This is a genomic window from Pseudomonas sp. 7P_10.2_Bac1 (assembly GCF_025465935.1).
GTDB lineage: Bacteria > Pseudomonadota > Gammaproteobacteria > Pseudomonadales > Pseudomonadaceae > Aquipseudomonas.
On sequence record NZ_JANLNV010000013.1, the window covers coordinates 1 to 23,481 of the forward strand.

At 58.8% G+C, this 23,481-nt stretch carries 22 protein-coding genes; 6 read left to right on the forward strand and 16 right to left on the reverse strand.

Features of this window, described 5'->3' with window-relative positions; all coding sequences use genetic code 11:
- Window positions 1-265: 265 nt before the first annotated feature.
- Entirely contained in the window at window positions 266-2,707 is a 2,442-nt protein-coding gene (locus NTD86_RS03360) for a TonB-dependent siderophore receptor (RefSeq protein WP_262200744.1), read from the reverse strand.
- Window positions 2,708-3,095: 388 nt separating this feature from the next.
- On the opposite strand from NTD86_RS03360, the gene NTD86_RS03365 reads away from it, so the two are divergent.
- On the forward strand, window positions 3,096-4,133 hold the full coding sequence (locus NTD86_RS03365; protein ID WP_262200745.1) for an ABC transporter substrate-binding protein: 1,038 nt from the start codon (window positions 3,096-3,098) through the stop codon (window positions 4,131-4,133).
- Window positions 4,134-4,173: 40 nt separating this feature from the next.
- Here the strand turns inward: NTD86_RS03365 and NTD86_RS03370 are convergent, their stop codons facing one another.
- The 3 genes from NTD86_RS03370 to NTD86_RS03380 all read right to left on the reverse strand — a co-directional run bounded on the left by NTD86_RS03370 (window position 4,174) and on the right by NTD86_RS03380 (window position 6,318).
- The gene (locus tag NTD86_RS03370) at window positions 4,174-5,148 is read right to left on the reverse strand and encodes a FecR family protein (RefSeq protein ID WP_262200746.1); all 975 of its coding nucleotides are present in this window, start codon (window positions 5,146-5,148) and stop codon (window positions 4,174-4,176) included.
- Window positions 5,141-5,674 (reverse strand): RNA polymerase sigma factor, encoded by a 534-nt coding sequence (locus NTD86_RS03375; RefSeq protein WP_262200747.1) that lies wholly within the window; start codon window positions 5,672-5,674, stop codon window positions 5,141-5,143. Before NTD86_RS03375 ends, NTD86_RS03370 begins: the two co-directional genes overlap by 8 nt.
- 110 nt (window positions 5,675-5,784) lie before the next feature.
- Window positions 5,785-6,318, reverse strand: a complete 534-nt coding sequence (locus tag NTD86_RS03380; protein ID WP_262200748.1) for a VOC family protein — start codon at window positions 6,316-6,318, stop codon at window positions 5,785-5,787.
- Between the two features lie 253 nt (window positions 6,319-6,571).
- Here NTD86_RS03380 and NTD86_RS03385 point away from each other — a divergent pair, with 253 nt between their 5' ends.
- On the forward strand, window positions 6,572-7,069 hold the full coding sequence (locus NTD86_RS03385) for an AAA family ATPase (protein WP_262200749.1): 498 nt from the start codon (window positions 6,572-6,574) through the stop codon (window positions 7,067-7,069).
- Window positions 7,070-7,208: 139 nt separating this feature from the next.
- On the opposite strand, the gene NTD86_RS03390 is transcribed toward NTD86_RS03385, so the two are convergent.
- Window positions 7,209-7,796, reverse strand: coding sequence for a flavin reductase family protein (locus NTD86_RS03390; RefSeq protein WP_262200750.1), 588 nt, complete (start codon window positions 7,794-7,796; stop codon window positions 7,209-7,211).
- Between the two features lie 256 nt (window positions 7,797-8,052).
- Between NTD86_RS03390 and NTD86_RS03395 the strand changes: the two genes are divergently transcribed.
- Genes NTD86_RS03395 through NTD86_RS03410 form a run of 4 tightly spaced genes read left to right on the forward strand, consistent with a single transcriptional unit; the run spans window position 8,053 to window position 11,756 of the window.
- Window positions 8,053-8,949, forward strand: coding sequence for a TauD/TfdA dioxygenase family protein (locus NTD86_RS03395; RefSeq protein ID WP_262200751.1), 897 nt, complete (start codon window positions 8,053-8,055; stop codon window positions 8,947-8,949).
- 35 nt (window positions 8,950-8,984) lie between these two features.
- Window positions 8,985-10,004, forward strand: a complete 1,020-nt coding sequence (locus tag NTD86_RS03400) for an ABC transporter substrate-binding protein (protein WP_262200752.1) — start codon at window positions 8,985-8,987, stop codon at window positions 10,002-10,004.
- 6 nt (window positions 10,005-10,010) lie between these two features.
- Window positions 10,011-10,871, forward strand: a complete 861-nt coding sequence (locus NTD86_RS03405; protein WP_262200753.1) for an ABC transporter ATP-binding protein — start codon at window positions 10,011-10,013, stop codon at window positions 10,869-10,871.
- Between the two features lie 18 nt (window positions 10,872-10,889).
- Complete coding sequence (locus tag NTD86_RS03410) at window positions 10,890-11,756, forward strand: ABC transporter permease (protein WP_262200754.1); 867 nt, start codon at window positions 10,890-10,892, stop codon at window positions 11,754-11,756.
- 149 nt (window positions 11,757-11,905) lie between these two features.
- On the opposite strand, the gene NTD86_RS03415 is transcribed toward NTD86_RS03410, so the two are convergent.
- From NTD86_RS03415 to NTD86_RS03465, 11 genes are all read right to left on the reverse strand, one after another.
- Window positions 11,906-12,757: an urea carboxylase-associated family protein gene (locus NTD86_RS03415; protein WP_262200755.1), complete on the reverse strand. Its 852-nt coding sequence runs from the start codon at window positions 12,755-12,757 to the stop codon at window positions 11,906-11,908.
- Window positions 12,758-12,771: 14 nt separating this feature from the next.
- A complete protein-coding gene (locus NTD86_RS03420) occupies window positions 12,772-13,434 on the reverse strand; it encodes a GntR family transcriptional regulator (RefSeq protein ID WP_262200756.1) in 663 nt (220 codons plus the stop codon).
- Window positions 13,435-13,451: 17 nt separating this feature from the next.
- Complete coding sequence (locus NTD86_RS03425; protein WP_262200757.1) at window positions 13,452-14,960, reverse strand: amino acid ABC transporter permease/ATP-binding protein; 1,509 nt, start codon at window positions 14,958-14,960, stop codon at window positions 13,452-13,454.
- An 83-nt stretch (window positions 14,961-15,043) separates the two neighbouring features.
- Complete coding sequence (locus tag NTD86_RS03430) at window positions 15,044-15,889, reverse strand: ABC transporter substrate-binding protein (protein WP_262200758.1); 846 nt, start codon at window positions 15,887-15,889, stop codon at window positions 15,044-15,046.
- A 293-nt stretch (window positions 15,890-16,182) separates the two neighbouring features.
- On the reverse strand, window positions 16,183-16,803 hold the full coding sequence (locus tag NTD86_RS03435; RefSeq protein WP_262200759.1) for a TetR/AcrR family transcriptional regulator: 621 nt from the start codon (window positions 16,801-16,803) through the stop codon (window positions 16,183-16,185).
- 115 nt (window positions 16,804-16,918) lie between these two features.
- Complete coding sequence (locus NTD86_RS03440) at window positions 16,919-18,007, reverse strand: endonuclease/exonuclease/phosphatase family protein (RefSeq protein ID WP_262200760.1); 1,089 nt, start codon at window positions 18,005-18,007, stop codon at window positions 16,919-16,921.
- Window positions 18,008-18,041: 34 nt separating this feature from the next.
- Window positions 18,042-18,770 carry a purine-nucleoside phosphorylase gene (gene deoD / locus NTD86_RS03445; RefSeq protein WP_262200762.1) on the reverse strand — a complete coding sequence of 243 codons (729 nt, stop codon included), beginning with the start codon at window positions 18,768-18,770 and terminating at the stop codon, window positions 18,042-18,044.
- A 2-nt stretch (window positions 18,771-18,772) separates the two neighbouring features.
- A complete protein-coding gene (locus NTD86_RS03450; protein ID WP_262200763.1) occupies window positions 18,773-20,014 on the reverse strand; it encodes a phosphopentomutase in 1,242 nt (413 codons plus the stop codon).
- Window positions 20,011-21,333 carry a thymidine phosphorylase gene (gene deoA, locus NTD86_RS03455; protein WP_262200764.1) on the reverse strand — a complete coding sequence of 441 codons (1,323 nt, stop codon included), beginning with the start codon at window positions 21,331-21,333 and terminating at the stop codon, window positions 20,011-20,013. Before deoA ends, NTD86_RS03450 begins: the two co-directional genes overlap by 4 nt.
- Window positions 21,333-22,127 (reverse strand): deoxyribose-phosphate aldolase, encoded by a 795-nt coding sequence (gene deoC / locus NTD86_RS03460; protein WP_262200765.1) that lies wholly within the window; start codon window positions 22,125-22,127, stop codon window positions 21,333-21,335. Before deoC ends, deoA begins: the two co-directional genes overlap by 1 nt.
- Window positions 22,128-22,173: 46 nt before the next feature.
- Entirely contained in the window at window positions 22,174-23,433 is a 1,260-nt protein-coding gene (locus tag NTD86_RS03465) for a NupC/NupG family nucleoside CNT transporter (RefSeq protein WP_262200766.1), read from the reverse strand.
- Window positions 23,434-23,481: the final 48 nt, after the last annotated feature.

Genomic DNA, 23,481 nt, shown 5'->3' on the forward strand with positions numbered 1-23,481 from the left:
ACTTTTGTGGCTGTTTGACAAAAGTGCCTCGCCGTAAGGGCGAAACCCGTAGATCGCCGTTGCACATAAAATGGATATGTACGCCGGGACAACGACTGAATAACTGGGTACATATCCATTCCTGCCGGGTTACCCACTACACAAAACCTGCGCTCGGCCAGCAGGGTTTAACGGGGCCTTTAACATCAAGATCACAAGCCAGATCAAAAGCTAAATCAAAAGCTCCACTGCCTGTTGCCGCAGGCTGCGATCTTGCCTTACCGCGTCAAAAATCCCAACGCGTGGTCACCATGAAGTTGCGGGGTTCGCCGTACACCGCCGAGTTGTAGAAGCCGATGTTGGTGAAGTAGTACTTGTCGAACAGGTTGTTGACGTTAACCGTTGCCGACAAATTTTTGCTGATCTGATAACGGGTCATCAGGTCAAACACCCAGTAGTCAGGCTGTTCGAATTTTTCGTATTGCCCATGCGACGAATTCCAGATGTTTTGCCACGCAGTGTTCTGCCAGCGCGCACCGCCACCCACGGTGAATTTGTCCAGCTCGCCTTGCAGTTTGTAGCTGGTGTACACCTTGAACTGATCCTGCGGCTCGAAGGTGGAGATTTTCTCGCCATTGTCGTCGCGCACGATTTTGTGGGTGTAGCCCCCTTGTACCTGCCACCCAGGGGTCAGCTCACCCGACAGTTCAAACTCGAAACCTTTGGTCTTGGCCTTGGTGCCGACGAACGCATAGTTGGGCGGGGTAGGCGACTGGTTGTTGTAGGCGTCATCGGGTACTGAACGGTTGCTTTCCTTGATCTCGAAGTACGCCAGGCTGGCATTCAAGCGGCCTTCAAGGAATTCTGCCTTGAGCCCCACTTCGTAGTTCTCGCCCTTGTCTGGATCGATCAGGCGGTCTTTTCGGTCGCGGTTGTAGTTTTCCTGCGGAATGAAAATGTCGGTGTAGCTGGCGTACACCGAGTAGGTGTCGTCAAGGTCGTAGATGGCCCCGACATATGGGATGAATCGCCCAGATTCACGGTACGACGGCGTGTTGCCGGTCATGTGGTAATCCACCACGCGACCTCCCACCAGGACTTTCAAATCATCGGTGACGTTGAAGCGGGTGGTCATGTAGGTGCCGGTCTGGCGGATCACGTCATCGGTGTATTGGCCAACCGGTCCCCAGGCCGGTTTTTCGGCGTGGCCGTTCCAGTTGTTGAAGTCCACCAGGTTGATGCCCTGGTAAATGGGATTCCAGTAGCCGCGGCCACGCCAGTGAGCCGAGCTGATGGAGCCGCCAAGTACGATTTCATGCTCGCGGCCAAACAATTGGAAGGGACCGCTGACATACAGGTCGGCGGAGTTGCTGCGGGTGTTACCGACGTAGCGTTGGGCGTTGATCGGGGTGGTGCCGTCTTCATATGGGTAGTCACCCTGGATCGAACCCATTTGCGCATCGTAGCCGTTGAGTTTGTGGTCGAGTTGCAGCTTTGTGACCCAACCCTCGCCCAGGTCATGTTCAAGAGTGGCGAACACCGTGCGGGTGTACTGCTTCCAGTTACTCCAGTCGGTGCCGTTGTTGAACGAGCGCTTGACCTTGTTGCGTTCGCCTTTGGAGTTGATCAGCGGGTAGCTGCCAGACCAGCTTGAACCCATCGGCTTGTTGTCCTGATAGTCACCGCCCACGGTCAGCAGTGTGTCGGGGGTCAGGTCGAACTCGAGAATGCCGTAGAACACCGAGGTTTCACGTGAGTAGTGGTCCTGGTACGAATTTTTGTCTTGATAGGCCGCTACCGCGCGGCCGCGTACGTTGCCGGTTTCGGTCAAGGGGCCGCTGACGTCCACTTCGCTGCGGTAGTCGTCCCATGAGCCAGCGCCGAGCGTGGCATGGCCTTTGAACTCGGCAGTCGGCTTTTTGCGCACCAGGTTGATGACGGCGCCCAGTGAACCGGCACCGGTCAGCAGCCCGGTTGAACCTTTGATGACTTCAATACGGTCGTAAATGGCGGTATCGCTCAAGGTGTTACCCGAGGAATAGCCGACGTTGGTGGTGGCAGAAGGGATGCCGTCGTATTGGAAGTTGCTGATCGAGAAACCGCGGGCGTAGTAGTTGCTGCGGTCGCTGTCATAGGCCGACACGGTGATGCCGGGGGTGTGGCGCATCACGTCGTCGACGTTGTTGAGGCCGAAGTCGTCCATGTGCTGGCGAGTGACGACGGTGACGGTTTGCGGGGTTTCTCGTGGCGACAGCACCAGGCGTGTCGCGGTGGCGATGGTGCCGGGGGTGTAGGAGCCCGAGCCTTCGGTGACCGTGCCCAACAGGTTGCTGGTCACCGCCGTCGCGCCAATCTCCATGGCTGATCCGGTCTGTGGGGCTGGCGCCAGGACGACAGCGTTCTCACCGCTGGGCTGGGCCTCAAGACCGCTGCCGGTCAGCAGTTGTGACAGCGCCTGGCGGGTGGTCATGGTGCCGTTGACGCCCGGCGAGGTAATGCCTTGGGCCATGTCCGAAGAGTAGGCAATTTGCAGCCCGCTTTGAGTGCTCAGTTGGTCAAGTGCGTGGGTCAGCGGTTGGCTGGCAATTGCGAACGTGTGGGTATCCAGCGCTTCAGTGTTGGCGGATTGACGGGTGGGCTCGACGGCCTGAACGTTGCTGTATGCCAGGAACACAGCCAGCGCCAGCGCGCTGCGTGCATAGGTGGTGTTGAGGGTAGGAAAGTACATGCGAGCCCCGAGTGAATAGGAAGTATTTGCAACAACAAACACCTTGACGGGTTGAGCTCGCGAAAGCCGTAAAACTTTTTTCAAATATTTTTTCGCGGGGCAAATTCTGGCACCAGACGCGAAGGCATGACGATGAAGGTCTATGTATTGTTTAGTGAACGGTGATCCAAGAATCCGAAAAGTATGCTTTTACCCTCCGTGGCCACATGCCACCTTACAACGTCAGCAACTGAACAACAGGAGGGCATTACCCATCGTTGCGAGCCCTGCGTTTTTGCTCGGCGGCGAATGGAAGGAGAACCGGTTGGCTCCCCACCCAGGAGGTCCAGGTTGATCCCGGTGTCTCGAGTGATGTGCAATCACCCTTGAACAGTAGGAGATAACAATAATGATCAAAGCTCTGAAATTCGCAGTTCTTGCAACGGGGATCATCACGGCCAGCCACAGCCTGGCGGCCGATCTCACCATCGTGTCCTTTGGCGGCGCCAACAAGGATGCCCAAGTAAAAGCCTTCTACAAACCCTGGCAAAAGGCGGACGCCAGCAAAGTCATTTCTGGCGAGTACAACGGAGAAATGGCCAAGGTCAAAGCCATGGTCGATACCGGTAGCGTGTCGTGGAACGCCGTCGAGGTAGAGTCCGCCGAGTTGGCTCGCGGCTGTGATGAGGGCTTGTTCGAAACTCTCGATCCCGCGCAAATCGGCCTCGATCCCAAGGATTTTGTGCCGGGCGCCATCCAGCCCTGCGGTATCGGTTTCCTCGTCTATTCCACGGTACTGGCTTACAACACCAAGAAGCTGAAGGAAGCCCCCACCGGTTGGCAGGACTTTTGGGACGTTGAGAAATTCCCCGGCAAGCGCGGCCTCCGCAAGCTGGCCAAGTCGACCCTGGAGTTTGCCTTGATGGCGGATGGAGTAGCGCCTGATCAGGTCTATACCACGCTGGCGACCAAGGCCGGCCAGGACAGGGCCTTCGCCAAACTCGACCAGATCAAGCCTCATATCCAGTGGTGGGAAGCCGGCGCCCAGCCACCTCAGTTCCTCGCGGCAGGGGACGTGGTGATGAGTTCGGTCTATAACGGCCGACTGTCGGCTGAGCAGAAGAAAAGGTATGACCTGGACCTGGTCTGGAACGGCGGAATCTATGAGTTCGATTCCTGGGCTATCCCGCGCGGGGCCAAACAGCAAGACAAGACACGCGAGTTCATTGCGTTCACCCTGGAGCCCGAGCAGCAGAAGAACTTCGCCGAGAATATCGACTACGGCGCAGCCAACGTTAAGGCCATGGACTTGCTGGATAAGGCCCGCATCAGCGAGTTGCCGACCGCACCTGCCAACCTGGCGCAGCAGGTGCCGGTAGATGCGCTGTTCTGGGCGGACCACGGCGAACAACTGGAGCAGCGTTTCAACGCCTGGGCGTCACGCTAACAGCGGCCAGCCATGGAGTGTTCGCTCCATGGCTGGGCGTTCAGTGAATCACCAGCATGCCACCGGGCAAACGCGTCAGTTGGGTTGAAGTGACTTTATTCAGCGCCTCAACGATTGCCACGGGATCATTCAGTAGGTAATTGCCGCTGACACGGTGTTTGGCTGCGGCTTCGTTGAACAACAAGATGGGTTGCGGGTAGTAACGCTCAAGGCTGTTCAGGACTTGAGCCAGCGGCTGGTCCTGGAACGACAGTCGACCCTGCACCCAGGCCATTTGCCGTTCAGCCCCTTCGGCGTTCACGCCTTGTAAATGATCATGCTTGAGCTGTTGCCAGTTACCGGCCTGTAACAGGCTTTGCTCACCCGATTTGTCGGTAAAACGCACCTTGCCTTCGCGTACAGCGACGGTGACGTCATTGCCTTGCAGCGCGACGCTGAATTGAGTGCCGACGACCGTCACTCGGGCGTCTGCTGCGTCAATCTCTAGCGGTCGCGATGGATCGTGGAATGCTTCAACGAAAAATTCACCGCGCAGCAAGCGGATACGGCGGTGGTCCGCGCTTATGTCGGTGCTGATTGCGCTGTGACTGCCCAGCACGATCTGCGAGCCATCATCAAGGGTCAGGTGCCTGACCTCGGCAACTGCGGTGATTTGATCGGCACGCAGGCGCATGGGCAAGTCAGACATCCAGGCGCTGGTGATCATCAACAACAACATCGCGGCAGTGGCCACAAACCACGCCTTGCGCGGTTTATGGGGTGGTCGGGCTACGGCTTGCGGCAGTTCCACATCAATCGCAAGACTGCGCAGCGCCTGCTCGAACGCTTGGCTCTGCCACAGTGTTTCCAGGGTCTGGTACGCCGCGGCGTGTTCGGGGTTTACCGTGCGCCATTGCTCAAAGCGCTGACGCAACGCTGGCTGTTGCGCCATTTCTTCACGCTGCGCGAACCAATCTGCCGCCTGGCGCTGAACGTGTTCGCTGGGCACAACAGGAGCGTCGAAAGAATCAGTCATGAGCGGCTTGCTTCTGGATGGCTTTGGCGCACGCATTAAGCGCAGTGCGCAGATCTTTTTCAACTGTACTGATCGAAACGTCCAGGCGCTGGGCGATTTCTCCTTTGGACAAGTCCTGTAATTTGCTCAACACCAGAATCTGCTGCTGGCGTTTGGGCAAGGTCTTGAGTGCCGCCTGGAAGTGCTGCAATGACTGTTGGCCTTGCAACTGACTGTCGGGGCCGGGGGCGGTGGTGGCGATCTCGGTCAAATGCCGTTCATCGCTGACCTGGCATTCGAAGCGCCTTTTGCTGCGTAAGCTGCGCAGGTGATCGAAGGCCAGGTAGCGGGCGGTCTGATACAGGAAAGGGTGCAGAAACTCGACCGGTCGGACCTTCAAAGCGTTAGCCACCTTCACATAGGTTTCCTGCGCCAGGTCTTCTGCCAGACTGGCGCAGCCCACCACACGCGAGAGCATCCTGACCAGCGATACCCGCTGGTTGATGAAAAGCTCGCTCAGTTTTTGCTGACTGTCCTCTGTACTCATGTGAACCGCTCCCGCCATTCCCACGCAAATCCAGCGTGCTCGGCGAGCATTCTAATGAGAACCAGTATCATTTCTACATAATTTTTTATCGACCCTTGCGAAGGGGACGATCAGCGTTGGCAGAATCGAATCCGATTACCGAACGGGTCGTGTACTTCCAGCACTTGCCCCCAGTCTTGCTGAACGATTTGCGGCCGCCCGTAGCCATAGCGTTTGGCTGCCAACTCGGCGTGAAACAACTCGATATGCTGCATCGGTACAAACAACGTCGACCCCGGGCTGGCATCACCGTGGTGTTCGGACAGGTGCAGTTCCAGACCATCTCGGCTGATGCCTAGGTACAGCGGCATACCCGGCTCGAAGCGGTGTTCGAATTCGACGGTGAAGCCCAGGAATTCGAGATAGAACTCGCGGGCTTTGGCCTCATCGAACATCCGCAAAATGGGAATAGGCTTGTCGAATGTAACGCCGGGTGGGGTGTTGCTGTCACGGGCAAGCAGAGCGGATGCGGTATTCCAGTCCTTGTAACCCAACTGCTGCGCCACCAGTTCAAGCGCCTGGCTGTGGGAGATGTCGTGCTGGGCTGCGCACAGCGAGGTACGCAGTTGTTTGGCCATGTGCTTGGCCTGCTCGATTGAAAACATAAAAGCCTCCTGCCATCGAGATACGTTGGTGCTCGCGTTGCCAAACCTCGATGCTCAAGAGAGACAAAAGGGGGTTGGACAGTCCTTCATGCTTTCACCATCCCCAATGGGGGCGAGCGGCGGGCAGCATCAGCCAGCGCCGAGCATACCCAAGCAGGCAGCCAGGTGAAAGTCGTTTGTAGCGTGTGGGCGTCACTTGCTGGTGGGTTGGCGCTTGGGCATGATCATGGGCTCGTCACCAGGAAGGCTGTTTATGATGACTCCCACATTGCATTTGCTGTGCGGCAAGATCGCTTCGGGTAAATCGACGCTGGCAACAACGCTGGTCAAACAGCATGCGGCGATTTTGATCAGTGAAGATCGCTGGCTGGCGGCGCTGTATCCGGATGAGATTCTCTCGGTGGCCGATTACCTGCGCTGTGCCCGACGCATTCGCAACGTGTTGCAGCCACTGGTGATCGACCTGCTGGGTTCAGGGGTGAATGTGGTGCTGGATGTGCCGGCCAACACCGTAGCGGATCGCCAGTGGCTATGCGCCTTGGCTGATGATGCACAGGTGCCGCACGCTCTGCATTACCTGGAAGTCGACGACGATACCTGCCGAGCTCGATTGCGCGCACGTAATGCCAAGGGTGAGCATGATTTTGCGGCGACCGATGCAGAGTTCGATTTGATCACCCGCTACTTCAAGGCGCCGGATGAACAAGAGGGCCTGACTATCGTCAGACAAGGCCCGCTATTGGTCCCGTAGAAGTTTTGATAGGTCGTAGCCTTTATGCCTCGTCAGCGACTACCGCGACAGACCTCGCGGCATGCACACAACCCCGTAGCCGTTGTCGTAAAACCAGCGCACCAGATCTGCCAGGCAAACCGAGAATGTGCGCTGCGTACTACGGCGCCGGGTTCTCCTCTACATCCAGCGCTTCACCGGTCGCGTAATAGTGCCCACCGGCGATGTAGTGCAGGCTGCGCCAGGCCGGGTCGGCGTTTTCAAAATGCCAATGTCCGTCCTTGAACACACGGGTGTCTGCCCAGGCGCCAACCACTTCACCGATAAACAGGTCGTAGGCGTTCTGGTTGTGCGGTTCAGGGATCAATTTGCAGGCCAGCCATGCCGAGCATCCGCTTACAAAGGGTTGGTCGTGCCCGGCAATCTCAAATAGCGCTACGCCGCTGTCGCTGAGTTTGTTCGGGTCGGTATTCAAGCTCAGGCTGCCAACTTTACTGGTGAGTTCAAGTTGCGCCACGGTCGGCACCTGAATCACAAACAGGCCACTGTGCTCCACCAGTTCTCGTGTCTTGACGCTCTTGTCCAGCACCACAGTAACCTTGGGCGGGGCGAAGTCCAGCGCGCAGGCCCAAGAGGCGGCCATGACGTTCTGCACGCCACCCTGACGTGCCGAAACCAGAATGGTCGGCCCGTGGTTGATCAGTCGATAGGCTTTGTCCAATGGGACGGGTGCAATGTGCTTGTCCATTCTTGCTCCTGAAAAAGGGCGGAGGTGTGTACGCGGATAATGACGGATATGGGCTCGTTCGTCAGCGGGGAAGGGGGCGGTGCGTCATATCCTTATTCCTTAAAAGTATTTAAATTAATTTTCTTATACCTATAAAGTTTCTCCCCGCGTACAGGCCGACCAATCGGCTCGCCGCACGAAATGAACGAACACGGGACATCCGTGAGTTTCTGATCGACGTGCGCGCTTTGGGTCGTGCACCGCGTGGGAGTTTTTTATGTCTGCACCGTCTGCTTCTGCGACTGCTCTGAGCATCGCCCCTCAAACTTTCGACATTCGCCCGTTCAACGACACGGTAGGTGCCGAGATCATCGGTCTGGACTTATCGTTGCCCGTCAATGACCAGGATTTTGCCCGCATTCATCGGGCGCATCTGGAGCACCACGTGGTGGTGTTTCGTGATCAGCGCATCACCCCGCAACAGCAGATCGATTTCAGCCGCCGCTTTGGCGTGTTGCAGATCCATGTGCTCAAACAGTTCTTGCTGACCGGCCACCCGGAAATTCTCATTGTTTCCAACATCATCGAAAATGGCCAATCCATCGGCCTTGGCGATGCGGGTAAATTCTGGCACTCCGATCTGTCGTACAAAGAATTGCCAAGCCTTGGCTCGATGCTGCATGCGCAGGAGTTGCCCTGCGAAGGCGGCGATACGCTGTTTGCCGACATGCACAAAGCCTGGGACGCCTTGCCGCAAGCGTTGCGCTCCGCTGTTGAAGGGCGCTCGGCTGCGCATTCCTACACTGCGCGTTACAGCGAAACCAAATTCGAAGGCAACTGGCGCCCCACTTTGACCCCGGAGCAACTGGCTCAGGTCAATGAAGTGGTGCACCCGATTGTGCGCACGCACCCGGAAACCGGGCGCAAGGCACTGTTTGTCAGCGAAGGCTTCACCACCCGCATCGTCGGTCTGCCCGAAGATGAAAGCCGCCAGTTGCTCGATGAGCTATTCGCTTACAGCGTGCTGCCGCAGAACATCTACCGTCACCAATGGCAACCTCATGACATGGTGTTCTGGGACAACCGTTCGCTGATCCACCTGGCTGCCGGCTGCCCGAGCCATCTGCGCCGCAAGCTGTATCGCACCACTATCCAGGGCGACGCGCCTTTCTGATCGGTTACGGTCTTCCCCAAGACAAGGAGCATTTCATGTCTACCTCTTTCAAATCCCTGGCCGCCAGTATCGGCCTGGGCATCAGCCTGCTCGCCGGCAGTTTTGTGGCCCCGTCAGTGGCGCACGCCGAAGGCGAGATCCGTATCGCCGAGCAGTTCGGCATTGTTTACCTGTTGCTCAACGTGGTGCGCGATCAACACCTGATCGAAAAACACGGTAAAGAACAGGGCCTCGACATCAAAGTGGACTGGACTCAATTGTCCGGCGGCGCAGCTGTCAACGATGCGTTGCTCTCGGGTTCGATTGATATCGCCAGCGCCGGAGTCGGCCCGTTGCTGACGATCTGGGACCGCACCCACGGCAGGCAGAACGTCAAAGCCGTGGCTTCGCTGGGTAACTTCCCGTACTACCTGGTGAGCAACAACCCGCAGGTCAAAACCATTGCCGATTTCACCGAGAAAGACCGCATTGCGGTGCCTGCAGTCGGAGTGTCAGTACAGTCGCGCTTCCTGCAATACGCCGCTGCCAAAGAGTGGGGCGACAAGGAGTACAACCGCCTGGACAAGTACACGATTGCCGTTCCGCATCCGGACGCAACCGCGGCCTTGATCGCGGGAGGCACCGAGCTGACCGGGCATTTCTCGAACCCGCCGTTCCAGGAGCAGGCGCTGAAAAACCCGAACGTGCATGTGGTGCTCAATACCTACGACCTGCTGGGGCCAAATTCGCCAACGGTGCTGTTCGCCACCGAGAAATTCCGCAAGCAGAACCCGAAAACCTATACCGCGTTCGTGGACGCGCTGGCCGAAGCGGCCGAGTTCGCGCAGAACAACAAGGAAGCTGCGGCAGACACTTATATCCGCGTGACCAACGCCAAGATCGACCGGGCCGAGTTGCTGAAAATCATTGAGGACCCGCAGTTCGAGTTCAGCGTCACCCCTAAAAATACCTACCCGCTGGCTGAGTTCCTGTACCGCGTAGGGGCGATCAAAAACAAACCCGAATCCTGGAAAGACTACTTCTTCCAGGACGCGAAGCCGCTGCAAGGGAGCTGATTGAACATGAATGCGTCTGTGCAAGGCCACGCGGGCAGCAATCTGACAGCTAACGGGCCGGCCCTGTTATCGGTCGATCAGGTCAGTCTGGAATACCGCACGCCGCAACGTGTGGTGCGGGCGACTCATCAAGTGAGTTTTGAAATCGACCCGGCAGATCGTTTTATCCTGCTGGGCCCTTCGGGGTGCGGTAAATCGACCTTGCTCAAGGCGGTTGCCGGGTTCCACTCGCCGTGTGAGGGGCAAATTCGACTGCAAGGGCAGCCAGTGACCGCGCCGGGTCCGGACCGGATGGTGGTGTTTCAGGAGTTCGATCAACTGCCACCCTGGAAGACGGTCAAGCAGAACGTGATGTTCCCGCTGCTGGCTTCCAAGACCCTGCAGCGGCGCGAAGCCGAAGAGCGCGCGCTGCACTATCTGGACAAGGTTGGCCTGGCGGCTTTTGCAGATGCCTACCCGCATACTTTGTCGGGTGGCATGAAGGCCCGGGTTGCGATTGCCCGCGCCCTGGCGATGCAGCCAAAAATCCTGCTGATGGACGAGCCGTTCGCCGCGCTGGATGCCTTGACCCGACGCAAGATGCAGGAGGAGTTGCTGCTGCTTTGGGAGGAAGTGCGTTTCACCTTGCTGTTTGTGACCCACTCCATCGAAGAAGCGCTGGTGGTCGGCAATCGCATTTTGCTGCTGTCCCCGCACCCGGGGCGTGTGCGGGCGCAAATCAACAGCCATCAGTACGACTTGCATAGCCTGGGCGGCGTGGACTTCCAGGCGTCGGCACGGCGTATTCATCGTCTGTTGTTTGATGAGGATGAGACGGTGCAGGCCGAGCAGTCCCTGAACTTCAACGATATTCGTATCGCTTATTGAGCCTTGGAGGATTGCCCGATGAGCGATTCATCATCTGTACGTCAAGAATATGAAGTGGTGCTGGAACCGCTGGTCAGTGTGCCGCTGGAACGTGAATTGCCGCTGCGCCAACGACTGTGGCAACAAGGTTGGATTCGCAAAGGCGTCATCCTGATCATGCTCGCGGTGATCTGGGAGCTGGTGGCGCGTTATCAGGACAATGACCTGCTGTTGCCCAGCTTCCTGCAAACTGCCAGCGCCCTGTACGACGGCCTGATCAGCGGCGAATTGCTGGGCAAGGTAGGGATTTCCCTGGTGGTGCTGGTCAAGGGCTACCTGATTGGCATTGTGCTGGCGTTTGCGCTGACCACGTTGGCGGTGTCGACCCAGTTTGGGCGTGATCTGCTGAGTACCCTGACCTCGATGTTTAACCCGCTGCCGGCGATTGCGCTGTTGCCGCTGGCGTTGCTGTGGTTCGGTCTGGGCGAGTACAGCCTGATTTTTGTGCTGGTGCATTCGGTGCTTTGGGCGCTGGCCCTGAACACCTATGCAGGCTTTCGCGGCGTCTCGGAAACGCTGCGCATGGCCGGGCGCAATTACGGCCTCAAAGGCATTCGCTTTGTGCTACTGATCCTGATCCCGGCCGCGCTGCCGTCGATTCTCGCGGGGCTGAAAATCGGCTGGGCGTTTGCCTGGCGCACGCTGATCGCCGCAGAGTTGGTATTCGGGGCCACCAGTGGTAAAGGCGGGTTGGGCTGGTACATCTTCCAGAACCGCAATGAGCTGTACACCGACAAGGTCTTCGCCGGGTTGGTGGTGGTGATTCTGATTGGTCTGCTGGTCGAGAACCTGGTGTTCGATACGCTGGAGCGCCTGACAGTCAAGCGTTGGGGCATGCAACGCTAGGCGCTGTACGAAATGATCTGGGCTCGGTTATGCGGCGCTGAAAACAGGCTTGCCTGATCTTCGTTCGAAAGCATTTCCAACAGCCCCTTGAGCGTCAGTCAAGCGTCTGGCCCGGTTGCGGGCCAGACGCTTTTTTGCGAGCACAGGTTTTACTTTTCCCATTCAGCCTTGGGAATCAGCAAACCGTGATTGCCGTTGTAAGACGCCCGTTCCGGTTGTTTCCAGCCCTCGAGCAGCGACTCCTCAAGCCGGTAGATTTCCACGCCCAACGGGCGGCAGACCTTTAATGGATCTTCGGCATCCGGGCCCCACATCGGCAACGACAGGTCGCCACCAGGGCAGGTGGACAAGGCGCACAGCACATCGATCTCGGCGAAAAACTCCAGGTAATCCCCTTGCTTGGCCGGGCAAGCCTTCATGAAGTACATGTCGTCGTGGTTGAGGCCGGTGCACTGGAAGATGTTCAGCACGTCATGCACGTCGAACTCGGTCAGGCCGTGTGGCAGCACAGCGCGGGTCAGGTTCGAGTGGCAGTGATGGTGAAAATCTTCGCCGGTCAGCATCTTGTTGACGTAAGGGTCGCAGCGGGTGCCCAGCAAGTCGTGCAGGCGCCCACCGTGTTCATCAATTCCGTAGTCGGCCAGGCTGTCATCAGTGATGGTCACCAGCGGGCGCAGAAACGGCAGGTTCGACCACAGGCGGTCATAAGTGGTGACGTGCGCACCTTGCAACTGGCGGGTGCGGGCGGCCCACATGCGCTCGCGCGGGTCGTTGGCGTTCCAGATGTTGAAGTCGCCGACTTGCGGGCCGACCGGCGTGGTCACACGAAACACATGGCCGGCGGGCACTTTCCAGGCGCGGCCGGTGCGAATCGGCACTTCGAACTGTTCGATCAGGGTACGCTTGTCGGCCGATTCGCGTACGCGGTCATAGAAAGGCTTGTCGACTTGCAGCGCGGCACCTTTGCTGACTTGGTAGGCCGCTGGATAGTCCTTGTACATAGTGGGTCCTCTGCTCAGGGTTTGGGCGTGCTGAGGATGTCCAGCAGCACGGTTTCGGAGTCATTGAGGTAGCTGCTCATGGCTTCCTCGGCGGCTTGTTTGTTGCCCTCGGCGAGCAGGTCGTGGATCTGCCGGTCGCGTTCGAGCCAGGGTTTTTGGAAGCTTTCTTCGCTGGGTGCGCTGGAGAAGACCAGGCGCATTTGTGCTGCCACCTGGGTGAAGAATTCGTCGAACAAAGGGCTGCGCAGCAAACCCACGATGTGTTGGTGAAAGCGCAGGCTGTGGGTACCGAAGGCTTGCCAGTTTTCGCGGTCCTGAGCCAGTTGCGCAGCCTCGATGGCTTCGAGCATCAGATCGGACTGGTACTCGCGCAGCGGTTTGCTGGCGGCAATGGCTTGTAGTTCCAGGGTGCGACGGACCTTGAAAATGTCACGCACATCGTCGATGCCCATGCGGCGCACCATCACCCCTTTGTTGCGTACGTAGCTGGTCAGGCCTTCACGGCCCAACTGGTGCAAGGCTTCGCGCACGGTGTTGCGCGAGGCGTTGTAGGCATTGACCAGCTCGCTTTCGACCAGCGACATGCCCGGTAACAGGCGCCCGCCAATAATGTCTTCACGCAGTTCGATGGCGACCTGATCCGACAGGGACAGGCTTTTTTCCTTGGGTTGATTCACGCTGAGGCTCCTTGGGCTCATGCAAGCTGTACGTCTTTGAGAAATTTGGTCATGCGTTCGCTGCGCTGCTCCAGCATTTCGCGCGGCGGGGCGTCCTGAATGATCTGGCCGCTTTCCATAAACACCACGCGGTCCGAGAGCTTGAAGGCGAAGTTCATTTCGTGGGTGACAATGACCATGGTCATGCCTTCGCGGGCCAGCTCTTCGATCACTGCCAGTACATCGCCGACCAGTTCCGGGTCCAGTGCCGAGGTGGGCTCGTCAAACAGCATCACAGAAGGGCGCATAGCCAGCGCCCGGGCGATGGCCACCCGCTGTTGTTGGCCGCCGGACAACTGATGCGGGTATTTACCGGCGTGTTCGAGCATGCCGACTTTTTTCAGCAGTGCCAGGCTCAGCAGGCGCAGTTCTTCCCCGTCGCCATGGGCGTGATAGACCGGAGCGAGCATTACGTTCTCCAGCACAGTCTTGTGGGCAAACAGATTGAAGCCCTGGAACACCATGCCCACGTGGACGATGTTTTGCATGTGCACTTTGTGGCTGAGCGGGCCTTCCGGGTCTTGCGTACCGCGCAGAAAAGGCTGGCCTTGCAGAGTGATTTGACCCTGGTCGAGGCTTTCCAGGCCATTCATGGTACGGATCAGCGTGGTCTTGCCCGAGCCGGACGGGCCGATGATCGACACCACTTCGCCCCAGCGCACATTCAGGTCCACGCCCTTGAGCACTTCCAGCTCGCCGTATGACTTGCGCACGCTCTGTGCTTGCAAGGCGAATTCGCCGGGTGCGGCCTGATTGGCGTTACGCCGGGTAACCACTTGGCCCAGTTCGGCCGGGGCAATGGCCTTGGGTTTGCGGCGGGTAACGTCCAGATGGTTTTCCAGCAGGTGCAGCAGACGGCTGAATACCGTCACGATCAGCACGTAGTAGAACGCCACAGCCAGCATGGTCTCCATTACTAGAAAGTTCTGGGTATAGAGCTGTTGGCCTACCAAAAGGATTTCTGATAGCGAAATCACCGACACGAGCGAGGTCAACTTGACGATGGTGATGTATTCGTTGGCCAGGGTTGGCAGCGCCACACGCAGCGCTTGCGGCACCACGATCAGGCGTTGAATGCCCCGGTAGCCGACGCCCAGTGCCTTGCCGGCTTCCAATTGCCCTTTGACCACGGCGAGCAGGCCGCCACGATGGATCTCTGCGATATACGCCGCTTCGCTGAGCACCAGTGCGATCAGTCCGGCGCTGAAGGGGTTGGACAGTACGACGCTGGTGGAGGGGAACACTTGCGGCAGGTTGTAGACAAAAATCAGCAGAACCAGGAGCGGCAAGCTGCGAAAGAACCAGATATACAGCCCGGCGGCGTTGCGTAACCAGCGGCGCTGCGACTGCCTGGCCAGGGCCAGGAAAAAACCGAAAACGATCCCCAGCACCCAGGTTTCCAGGCTCAGTTCAACCACCGTCGCAACGGCTCGCCAGAAGTCGCCGTTCCACAACAGGCTCAGGGTGTAGTGCCAATCGAATTGCATGTGCTTGCTCCGAATGTCTGTGATCGTTGCGCCGGTAGCCACACGCCGGGGCATCCGCTACCGGTTACCCCTCACGCGGTGTTTCAGTTACCCAGTGCGGTGCTGACTTCCTGAGCTGTGGGCTCAGCGAGGTTGTAGCGAGCGAGCAGTTGGCCGTAGCTGCCGTTTTGCTTGATCTGCGCCAGTGCCTGGGTCAGCTCATCAAGCAAGGGTTGATTGCCCTTGCGCACAGCCAGGCCGATGACTACCGGGTAAATCAGTTCATTGGAGCTGATCACGGTTTTGCCCTGAAGTTTTTCGACGGTGATCTTGGCCACGGCCGGATCTTCCATTTGCACATCGACCGCGCGCGACAGCAGGGCCTGAGTGGCTTCGGGCGAGGTCGGGAACTCGCGGGACTCAATCGCCGGCTTGCCATTGGGCAGGCAGTACTCGGCAGACACCTGATTGAGTTTTGGCACCCAGGAAGCGCCCTTGATCGAGCCGACGCGCTTGCCGCACAAGTCTTGGGGTTGCTGTGGCTTGAAGTCGCTGCCGCTGAGCACCATCAGCGATGATCCAGTTTTCAGGTAACTGATAAAGTCGACCTGCTTGGCGCGTTCCGGGGTGACGTAGAGCGCCGAAGCCACGACGTCGAAGCGCTGGGCGTTGACGCCGAGGATCAGGTTGGCGAAACGGGTATCCAGAAAGCGCGGCTTGACCCCCAGCTGCTGACCGAGCAGTTCAATGAACTCCGGGTCAAAGCCTGCCGGTTTTTTCTGATCCAGATAGGTGTAAGGCGGGTAGGTCAGGTCGGAGCCGATCGACAATTCCCCTTGTTTGAGCGTGCCTTTAACCTCTGCGGCCGACACCAGCGGCGCAAAACAAGCGAGGGCGACTGTCAGCGCCAGGGTGTGTTGGGTTTTACGGCTAATCAGACCTTTACGCATCTTCGTATCCTCGGTGGGTGACAGCGGTGCGGCATTGATTGTTCAACAATCTGTTAGTCTTGAGTAAGCGTATTTCGTGCCAACTCAAATTTTTGGCATACGAAAGAGCATTTTTTCGTTTAAAAAATGATTTTCAGAAAGGGAGGAGTGCGCTTAAGCGGTGCGATTTGTTACCGAGCGCTACGTTTTGGGGCAGTTCAATGCGTAGGAGCGAGCTTGCCCCGCGATCTTTTGATCTTGAAAAATCGCGAGACAAGCCCGCTCCAACAGATTAAGCGCGATGCAGCAGTGAGTCAGGGCTCTAGCCCGATGCCGCGCAGGATCACGGCAGTGATGGTCTGGACGGCCTGGTCGAACTGATGATCCGACAGTGGTTGGTGGCCGTTGAGTACATGGACCTGATAGTCGAAATCGGCGTAGTGCTGGGTCGAGGCCCAGATCATGTACAGCAGCGCCGAAGGCTCGACCGGGTTGATGCGCTTTTCTTCAACCCATTGGCGGATCTTCTCTTCCATGAACTTGGCGCCCTTGGACATGTGCTCTTCGAGCATGTCCTGAAACAGTGGGGCCCCGCGCATGATCTCGTTGGCCCACAGTTTTGAGCCATGAGGGCGCAAGCGCGAGTGGGTCATTTTTTTCATCACGTAACTGGTCAGTACCACGCGCGGGTCATCGAATTGCACAAAACAGTCGCCTTCCAGATCCCAGGTACCCAGCAGGTTGATCAGTACTTCGCGGTACAGCTCTTCTTTGGTCGTGAAGTAGTAATGCAGGTTGGAGCGTGGCAGTTCGGCATGCAGGGCGATGTCAGCCATTTTGGTCCCGGCATAGCCCTGTTCGGCAAAAATTTTCTCTGCTGCTAGAAGGATCTTTTCGACGTTCTTTCGACGGATTTTGACTTTAGGATTGGTCATCGAATTCCAAATATTTCAGGGCAGTGGAGAAGCCTATGCGTGCGTAGCATAGATCAAATCATTCACTAAAATCAGGTCAGCCGCCTGAACAGACAGCTAACCGGTCAGCCATGCCTCAGCGGGCAGGGCGGAAGATTTCTGCGTACAGCGGCCAGTGGTCAGACACGCCTTCGGCATGCCGGGCACTGTCAAAACGTGCCGGGCTGCCCCAGCGATTGATTTGATACGGGCTGCGGTTGGCCATGCGGATGCTCGCCGGGTCAACCTGCCAGCCATTGAAGCCAGCGGTGGTGGTCATCTGCTTGGGGAACAGCAGCATGTCGAAGAACGACCATTCGCGCTTGGTGTGGTAGTAGTAGCTGCCTTTACAGTCATTGCAGCCAATGAATTGGGATACCGCCCAGGTGCTGGCCAGGTCTTTGGCAATGTAGCCGTTCTGTTTTTCTTCACCGGCATTGATGTTGAAGTCACCGCCAACAATTGGCAGAACATCGCTCGGCAGTTCGCTTTTCAGTTGTGCCAGATAAGCCACTGCCTGTTGACGCAGATAGCCCGGTGCGCCACCGGAGGGCAAGTGGACGGCGAACACGGCGGCTTTCTGACCATCGGGCAGCAGCAAGCGGACTTCGAGAATGCCACGGGTTTTGCTCACGCGATCCTGGTCTTCATTGCCCAGGGCCTTGTAGGGCACGCGGTGCAGGCGCGCTTTGTCCCATTGCGGCAAACGGCTGAGCACCGCGGTGTCGATGCCGCGTGAATCCCAGCCTTCGATCAGGACGCGTGTCTGGTAGTCCGACTTGCCGAGGTGAGTGTTGAGCTGCTCGATCACGTTGATGTTTTCAACTTCGTCGAGCATCAGGATGTCCGGACCACGACCCTGGTTGATCTGCTTGATCACCGCGCTCAGGCGCTTGAGTTTTTCGTTGAGCAGGGCGTCGGTCCAGTCGTTCTCTTCGCACTCCTTGCGCCATGCCGCCACGTCAATCTTCGCGCAGGTGGCGAGGTATTCCGGGTGCGCTTTCTTGACGCTCAGGGGCAGGTAGGCGTAGTCGTCCTTGCCCTCATCGTGGACCGTGTCGAAGAGGTTTTCGACGTTGTAGGTCATCAACGACACGCGGGCCGCATCAGGGCTGTGGTGAGGGGTACAGGCGCCAAGGAACAGAACGCTAAGAGCAATGGCTATGGGAGCACGCAGGCATTTCATCGTGGATCGATCCAGGCAGGTAAGAAAAGGTTGGTCATGGCATTTCTTGTTGTGAAGGTGCCGCCAGTGCCTCCAGGCTCAAGCGCATCATGGCGTGGAAATCGTCCTGGCGTTGCTGGGCGGTGAGCCTTTGGCCGGTGAGGATGTGATCGCTTACCGTGAGTACGGTCAGGGCTTTTTTTCCCAGCTCTGCGGCCACGCCATAAAGCCCGGCCGCTTCCATCTCGACGGCCAGCAAGCCCATTTTCTGCAGGCGTTCAAACAGCCCGGCTTCGGGCTCGTAAAACAGGTCGGCAGAGAAGATATTGCCGATGTGCACCGGGAGTTTTTGGGTGTCGGCGTGGCGCACCACGCGCTCTAGCAGGCGGTAGTCACAGATCGCGGCAAAGTCATGCCCGGCCAGGCGTTTACGATTGACGTTGGAGTCTGTGCACGCGCCCATGGCGAGCACCAGGTCGCCGAGCTGGACGTGCGGCTGCACCGAGCCGCAACTGCCGACGCGGATGATCTGCTCCACGCCAAATTGGCTGAACAGCTCGTGGGCGTAGATGGACACCGAGGGGATGCCCATGCCAGAGCCCATCACCGAGATCCGCTGGCCTTGGTAGGCGCCGGTATAGGCCAGCATGTTGCGCACGCCGTTAACCTGCACCACGTCAGTGAGGTAGGTGTCGGCCAGCATCTTTGCGCGCAACGGGTCGCCGGGCATCAATACGGTTTCTGCGAAGGCGCCGCGCTCGGCGCTGATGTGGGGAGTGGCCATGGTCAGGCGTCTCGCGCAGGTGCACAGTGAAGAAAAGACCGCCCATAGGAGCACGGCGGTAGCCTGAAGAAATCAGCCAAGGTCTGACCAAAATCGGCAAAACTGTCGCGTTGGCCGAGGCTGCCAGGCGTGATGCCTGCGCCCAGTGCCAGCACGGGAATGTGTTCGCGGGTGTGATCGCTGCCTGCAAAGCTGGGGTCGCAGCCATGATCGGCGCCGATCAGCAGCAGGTCGTCGGGGCGCAATTGGGCGAGCAGCTCGGGCAGGCGACGGTCAAAGGCTTCCAGCGCAGCGGCGTAGCCGGGGATGTCACGGCGATGGCCATACAGCATGTCGAAGTCGACAAAGTTGCTGAAGATCAACGTGCGCTCAGGGGCTTCTGTCAGCGCGCTCAGGGTGGCGTCGAACAGCGCGTCGTTGCCATCGGCCTTGTACAGTCGGCTGATGCCCTGATGGGCAAAAATATCGCCGATCTTGCCCACGGCAAACACTTGTCCGCCGGCTTCGCACAAGCGGTCGAGCAAGGTCGGGGCGGGCGGGGGCACGGCGTAGTCGCGTCGATTGCCGGTGCGCACGTAGGTGCCCGGGCCATCGCCTTTGAAGGGGCGGGCGATGACCCGGCCAATGTTGTACGGGTCGCACAGTTCACGGGCGATCTCGCACAGGGTCAGCAGACGCTCAAGACCGAAGTCGTCTTCGTGTGCCGCGATTTGCAGCACGCTGTCGGCGGAGGTATAGAGAATCGGTTTGCCGGTGCGTCGATGTTCGTCGCCCAGTTGTTCCAGAATGGTCGTGCCGGACGCGTGGCAGTTGCCGAGGATGCCCGGCAGGTTGCCACGGTTGATCAAGGCCGCCAGCAACTCGGGCGGGAAGCTGTTGTGCTGGTCGGCGAAGTAGCCCCATTCAGACAACACCGGCACGCCGGCCATTTCCCAGTGACCGGACGGTGTGTCCTTGCCACTGGACAGTTCGCGGGCATAACCATAAGCGCCATCAACCTGAATATCGGCTGGCAGGCCCGGCGCAAACTCACCGGCGCTCAACGCCGCGGCATGGCCCAGCCCGAGACGTGCCAGGTTTGGCAAGTGCAACAGGCCTTGGCGCTGTGGGGTATCGGCCTCGCCACGGGCACAGGCCTGGGCGATGTGCAGCAAGGTGTTAGCCCCGCTGTCGCCGAAGGCCTGGGCATCGGCGCTGGCGCCGATACCGAAAGAATCGAGCACCAACAGCAATGCCCGGCTCATGAAGCCTCCATGAAAAGCTGCACGATCAGCGGCGAGGCGCTCTCGGTGTGCTCAGTGATCTCATAGGCGGCGAGCACTGCCTTGACAGCCTGTTCGGCTTTAAACGGGTTACTGGCGTGCACCATTGCAAGCGGCTCACCGGCTTCGACGTACTCGCCGGGAAGTTTCAATTGGCTGAGGCCCACGCTTGGGTCGATCTTGTCCTGTGGGTGCAGGCGGCCGCCCCCCAACGACACCACACAAATACCGATGGCGCGGGTATCAATGGTGTTGACTACGCCAGAAACCGGAGCTGGAATCGGCAGCACCACTTCGGCAGAGGCCAGGTAGTCCTCAGGGCGGTCCACCAGATCAGCAGGACCCCCGAGCGCTTCAACCATGCGCGAGAAACGCCGCAGGGCTTCACCGTTACGCCACACGGTCAGCAGTTGTTCGCGGGCCTGTTCAGCGCTGCTTGCCAGACCGGCGCACAGCAAAACTTGCGTGGCCAGCGCCAGGGTGACCTCCCATAGACGCTCACTGCGCACTTCGCCGCGCAGCAGGGCAATCGACTCCTCGACTTCCAGCGCGTTGCCGGCAGAGCGGGCCAGTGGCTGGTTCATGTCGGTGATCAGCGCGCGGGTCTTGACGCCTGCGCCGTTAGCGCCGGACACCAGTGAGTCGGCCAGGGCCACGGCGTTGTCGGCGGTGGACATAAAGGCGCCGTTGCCGACTTTAACGTCGATCAGCAACACGTCGAGGCCAGCAGCGAGCTTTTTGCTGAGGATGGAAGCGGTGATCAGGTCAATCGATTCGACGGTCGCGGTTACGTCGCGAATCGAATAGAGGCGTTTGTCAGCCGGGGCCAGGTCACCGGTCTGGCCGATGATTGCACAGCCGACATCGGCCACGATGGTTTGCAGGCGCTCGGGGGAGGGCAGGCTGTCGTAGCCGGGGATGCTATCGAGTTTGTCGAGGGTGCCGCCGGTGTGGCCCAGGCCGCGCCCGGAAATCATGGGCACGTAGCAGCCGCAGGCCGCCAGCAGTGGCGCCAACGGCAGGCTGACCATATCGCCGACACCGCCGGTGGAGTGTTTGTCGACCACCGGGCCCGGCAGGTTCCAGCTCATGACCTGACCCGAGTCGCGCATGGCCAGTGCCAGGGCTACGCGCTCCTGAACATTCATGCCTTTGAGCATCACGGCCATGGCAAATGCGGCGATCTGGCCTTCGCCGATGCTATTGTCGGTAATGCCGCGGACAAAGCGCTGGATATCGTTGTCGCTCAGGATCAAACCTGCGCTTTTGCGGCGAATGACTTCTTGTGGCAACCAGTTCATCAGTACGCTCCTTGCGCGGGGTTTTCGGCACTCAGACCGATCAGTTCAAGCGTGTTGTCGAGCAGGCTGGATGCACCAAACCGCAAATGGCGTGGCGAGATCCAGTCTGCACCGAGAATGCGTTCGGCCAGCCACAGGTACACCGTTGCGTCGCCGAGCATGCGCATGCCGCCCGCCGGTTTGAAGCCGACCTGCGGGTTGTAGTTGGCGATGATGTGGAGCATCAGATCGGCGGCTTCGGGGGTGGCGTTGACCTTCACTTTACCGGTGCTGGTCTTGATGAAGTCGGCACCGGCTTGGATGGCGTCGATGCTTGCGCGACGAATCAGCAGGGCGTTGAGCTCGCCGGTTTCGAGGATTACCTTGAGCAGCGCCCGACCCTGGCAAAGGGCTTTGCAGGCCGCGACCAGGTCGCGACCGCGCTGTTCGTCACCGGCGATCAGGGCGCGATAGGGGTAGACCACGTCGATTTCGTTGGCACCGTCTGCCAGCGCCTTGCGGGTCTGCGCCAGGACATCGTCCAGCGGCGCGTCACCGTCGGGGAAGTTACACACGGTGGCGACCTGGATCGAGTGCCCGCCCAGAGCATCAAGGGTGCGTCGGGCCAGGCTGACGAACTGCGGGTAGACACAGACCGCTGCAACCGGGCCGACCGGGGTCAGGGCCTTGCGGCATAGCGCTTCGATACTGGCATCGGTGTCGTCAGTGTTGAGTGAAGTGAGGTCCAGCAGGGCGATGACTCGACGTGCCAGTGTGTGTTCGGTGTCATTCATGTCGGTTCTTCGATCTTTCATGGGCGCCAGGTCGTCGCTGGCGCCTGTTGGGGTAATTAGGTGCGTTTCACAATGAGATGAACACGCCGGCCAATGCTGCACTCATCAGATTAGACAATGTGCCTGCGGTGACGGCGCGCAGCCCCATGCGGGCCAGATCCTGGCGCCGGGAGGGAGCCATGACGCCCAGCCCGCCGAGGATGATGCCGATCGAGGAGAGGTTGGCAAAACCGCACAGGGCAAAGGTGATGATCACTTGAGTATGCGCTGACAACACGGTGACGCCCTTGGCCGCGGCCTGCACCGGGTCCAGGTAGGCCGCGAAGTCGACATAGGCCACGAATTCGTTGAGCACCAGTTTTTCGCCGATAAAGCCGCCGGCAATCGTGGCTTCGCTCCAGGGCACGCCAATCAGGAACGCCAAGGGGGCAAACAGGTGACCAAGGATCAGTTGCATGCTCAGGTGCGGCCAGCCGAACCAGGCGCCGCACCAGCCAAGAATGCCGTTGAGCATGGCGATCAGGGCGATAAAGGCCAGCAACATGGCGCCAACGTTGAGCGCCAGGTGCAGGCCGTTGCTGACGCCCAGGGCTGCGGCGTCAATGACGTTGGCCGGTTTTTCTTCAGGGTAAACGTCGACACAACTCGGGTCGTCATGGGGCAGATGGGTTTCAGGCTCCATCAGCTTGGCCATCAGCAGCCCGCCGGGTGCGGCCATGAAACTGGCGGCAATCAGGTACTTGAGTTCGATACCCAGGCTCGCATAACCGATCAACACGGAGCCTGCGACAGACGCAAGGCCACCGGCCATGACTGCGAACAATTCGGAGCGGGTCATCGTGGCCAGGTACGGGCGCACCACCATAGGTGCTTCGGACTGGCCGACGAAGATGTTGGCGGTGGATGACATTGATTCCGTGCGGCTGGTGCCCAGCACATGGTGCAGTGCACCGCCGATGACCCGGATGATGATGTTCATCACACCCAGGTAGTACAAAATGGCGATGAAGCTGCTGAAGAACACAATCAGCGGCAACACCTTGATGGCAAACACGAACCCCTGATGGCCGAACACCTCGAACATTTTCTCGCTGGCCAGCGGTCCGAAAATAAAGCTGATGCCTTCATTGGCATAGTCCTGCAGCGATGAAACGGTGTTGGAAATGGCCGCGAGGGTGGTTTGCCCCCACGGCACATACAGCGCGAATGCGCCGAGTCCGGCCTGCAGCAAAAAGGCTCCGCCCACTGTTTGTAACTTGATCGCCCGACGGTTGCTGGAAAGCAGTACCGCCAACAGGATCAATACAACTACACCAATGAAGCTCATTGACTACATTCCCATGTGTAAAGCATCAAAAACACCCGCACCTCTGAC

Coding starts and splice junctions, on each gene's coding strand:
- NTD86_RS03360 (WP_262200744.1), bottom strand. CDS start 2,707: ATGTACTTTCCTACCCTCAACACCACCTATGCACGCAGCGCGCTGGCG.
- NTD86_RS03365 (WP_262200745.1), top strand. CDS start 3,096: ATGATCAAAGCTCTGAAATTCGCAGTTCTTGCAACGGGGATCATCACG.
- NTD86_RS03370 (WP_262200746.1), bottom strand. CDS start 5,148: ATGACTGATTCTTTCGACGCTCCTGTTGTGCCCAGCGAACACGTTCAG.
- NTD86_RS03375 (WP_262200747.1), bottom strand. CDS start 5,674: ATGAGTACAGAGGACAGTCAGCAAAAACTGAGCGAGCTTTTCATCAAC.
- NTD86_RS03380 (WP_262200748.1), bottom strand. CDS start 6,318: ATGTTTTCAATCGAGCAGGCCAAGCACATGGCCAAACAACTGCGTACC.
- NTD86_RS03385 (WP_262200749.1), top strand. CDS start 6,572: ATGATGACTCCCACATTGCATTTGCTGTGCGGCAAGATCGCTTCGGGT.
- NTD86_RS03390 (WP_262200750.1), bottom strand. CDS start 7,796: ATGGACAAGCACATTGCACCCGTCCCATTGGACAAAGCCTATCGACTG.
- NTD86_RS03395 (WP_262200751.1), top strand. CDS start 8,053: ATGTCTGCACCGTCTGCTTCTGCGACTGCTCTGAGCATCGCCCCTCAA.
- NTD86_RS03400 (WP_262200752.1), top strand. CDS start 8,985: ATGTCTACCTCTTTCAAATCCCTGGCCGCCAGTATCGGCCTGGGCATC.
- NTD86_RS03405 (WP_262200753.1), top strand. CDS start 10,011: ATGAATGCGTCTGTGCAAGGCCACGCGGGCAGCAATCTGACAGCTAAC.
- NTD86_RS03410 (WP_262200754.1), top strand. CDS start 10,890: ATGAGCGATTCATCATCTGTACGTCAAGAATATGAAGTGGTGCTGGAA.
- NTD86_RS03415 (WP_262200755.1), bottom strand. CDS start 12,757: ATGTACAAGGACTATCCAGCGGCCTACCAAGTCAGCAAAGGTGCCGCG.
- NTD86_RS03425 (WP_262200757.1), bottom strand. CDS start 14,960: ATGCAATTCGATTGGCACTACACCCTGAGCCTGTTGTGGAACGGCGAC.
- NTD86_RS03430 (WP_262200758.1), bottom strand. CDS start 15,889: ATGCGTAAAGGTCTGATTAGCCGTAAAACCCAACACACCCTGGCGCTG.
- NTD86_RS03435 (WP_262200759.1), bottom strand. CDS start 16,803: ATGACCAATCCTAAAGTCAAAATCCGTCGAAAGAACGTCGAAAAGATC.
- NTD86_RS03440 (WP_262200760.1), bottom strand. CDS start 18,007: ATGAAATGCCTGCGTGCTCCCATAGCCATTGCTCTTAGCGTTCTGTTC.
- deoD (WP_262200762.1), bottom strand. CDS start 18,770: ATGGCCACTCCCCACATCAGCGCCGAGCGCGGCGCCTTCGCAGAAACC.
- NTD86_RS03450 (WP_262200763.1), bottom strand. CDS start 20,014: ATGAGCCGGGCATTGCTGTTGGTGCTCGATTCTTTCGGTATCGGCGCC.
- deoA (WP_262200764.1), bottom strand. CDS start 21,333: ATGAACTGGTTGCCACAAGAAGTCATTCGCCGCAAAAGCGCAGGTTTG.
- deoC (WP_262200765.1), bottom strand. CDS start 22,127: ATGAAAGATCGAAGAACCGACATGAATGACACCGAACACACACTGGCA.
- NTD86_RS03465 (WP_262200766.1), bottom strand. CDS start 23,433: ATGAGCTTCATTGGTGTAGTTGTATTGATCCTGTTGGCGGTACTGCTT.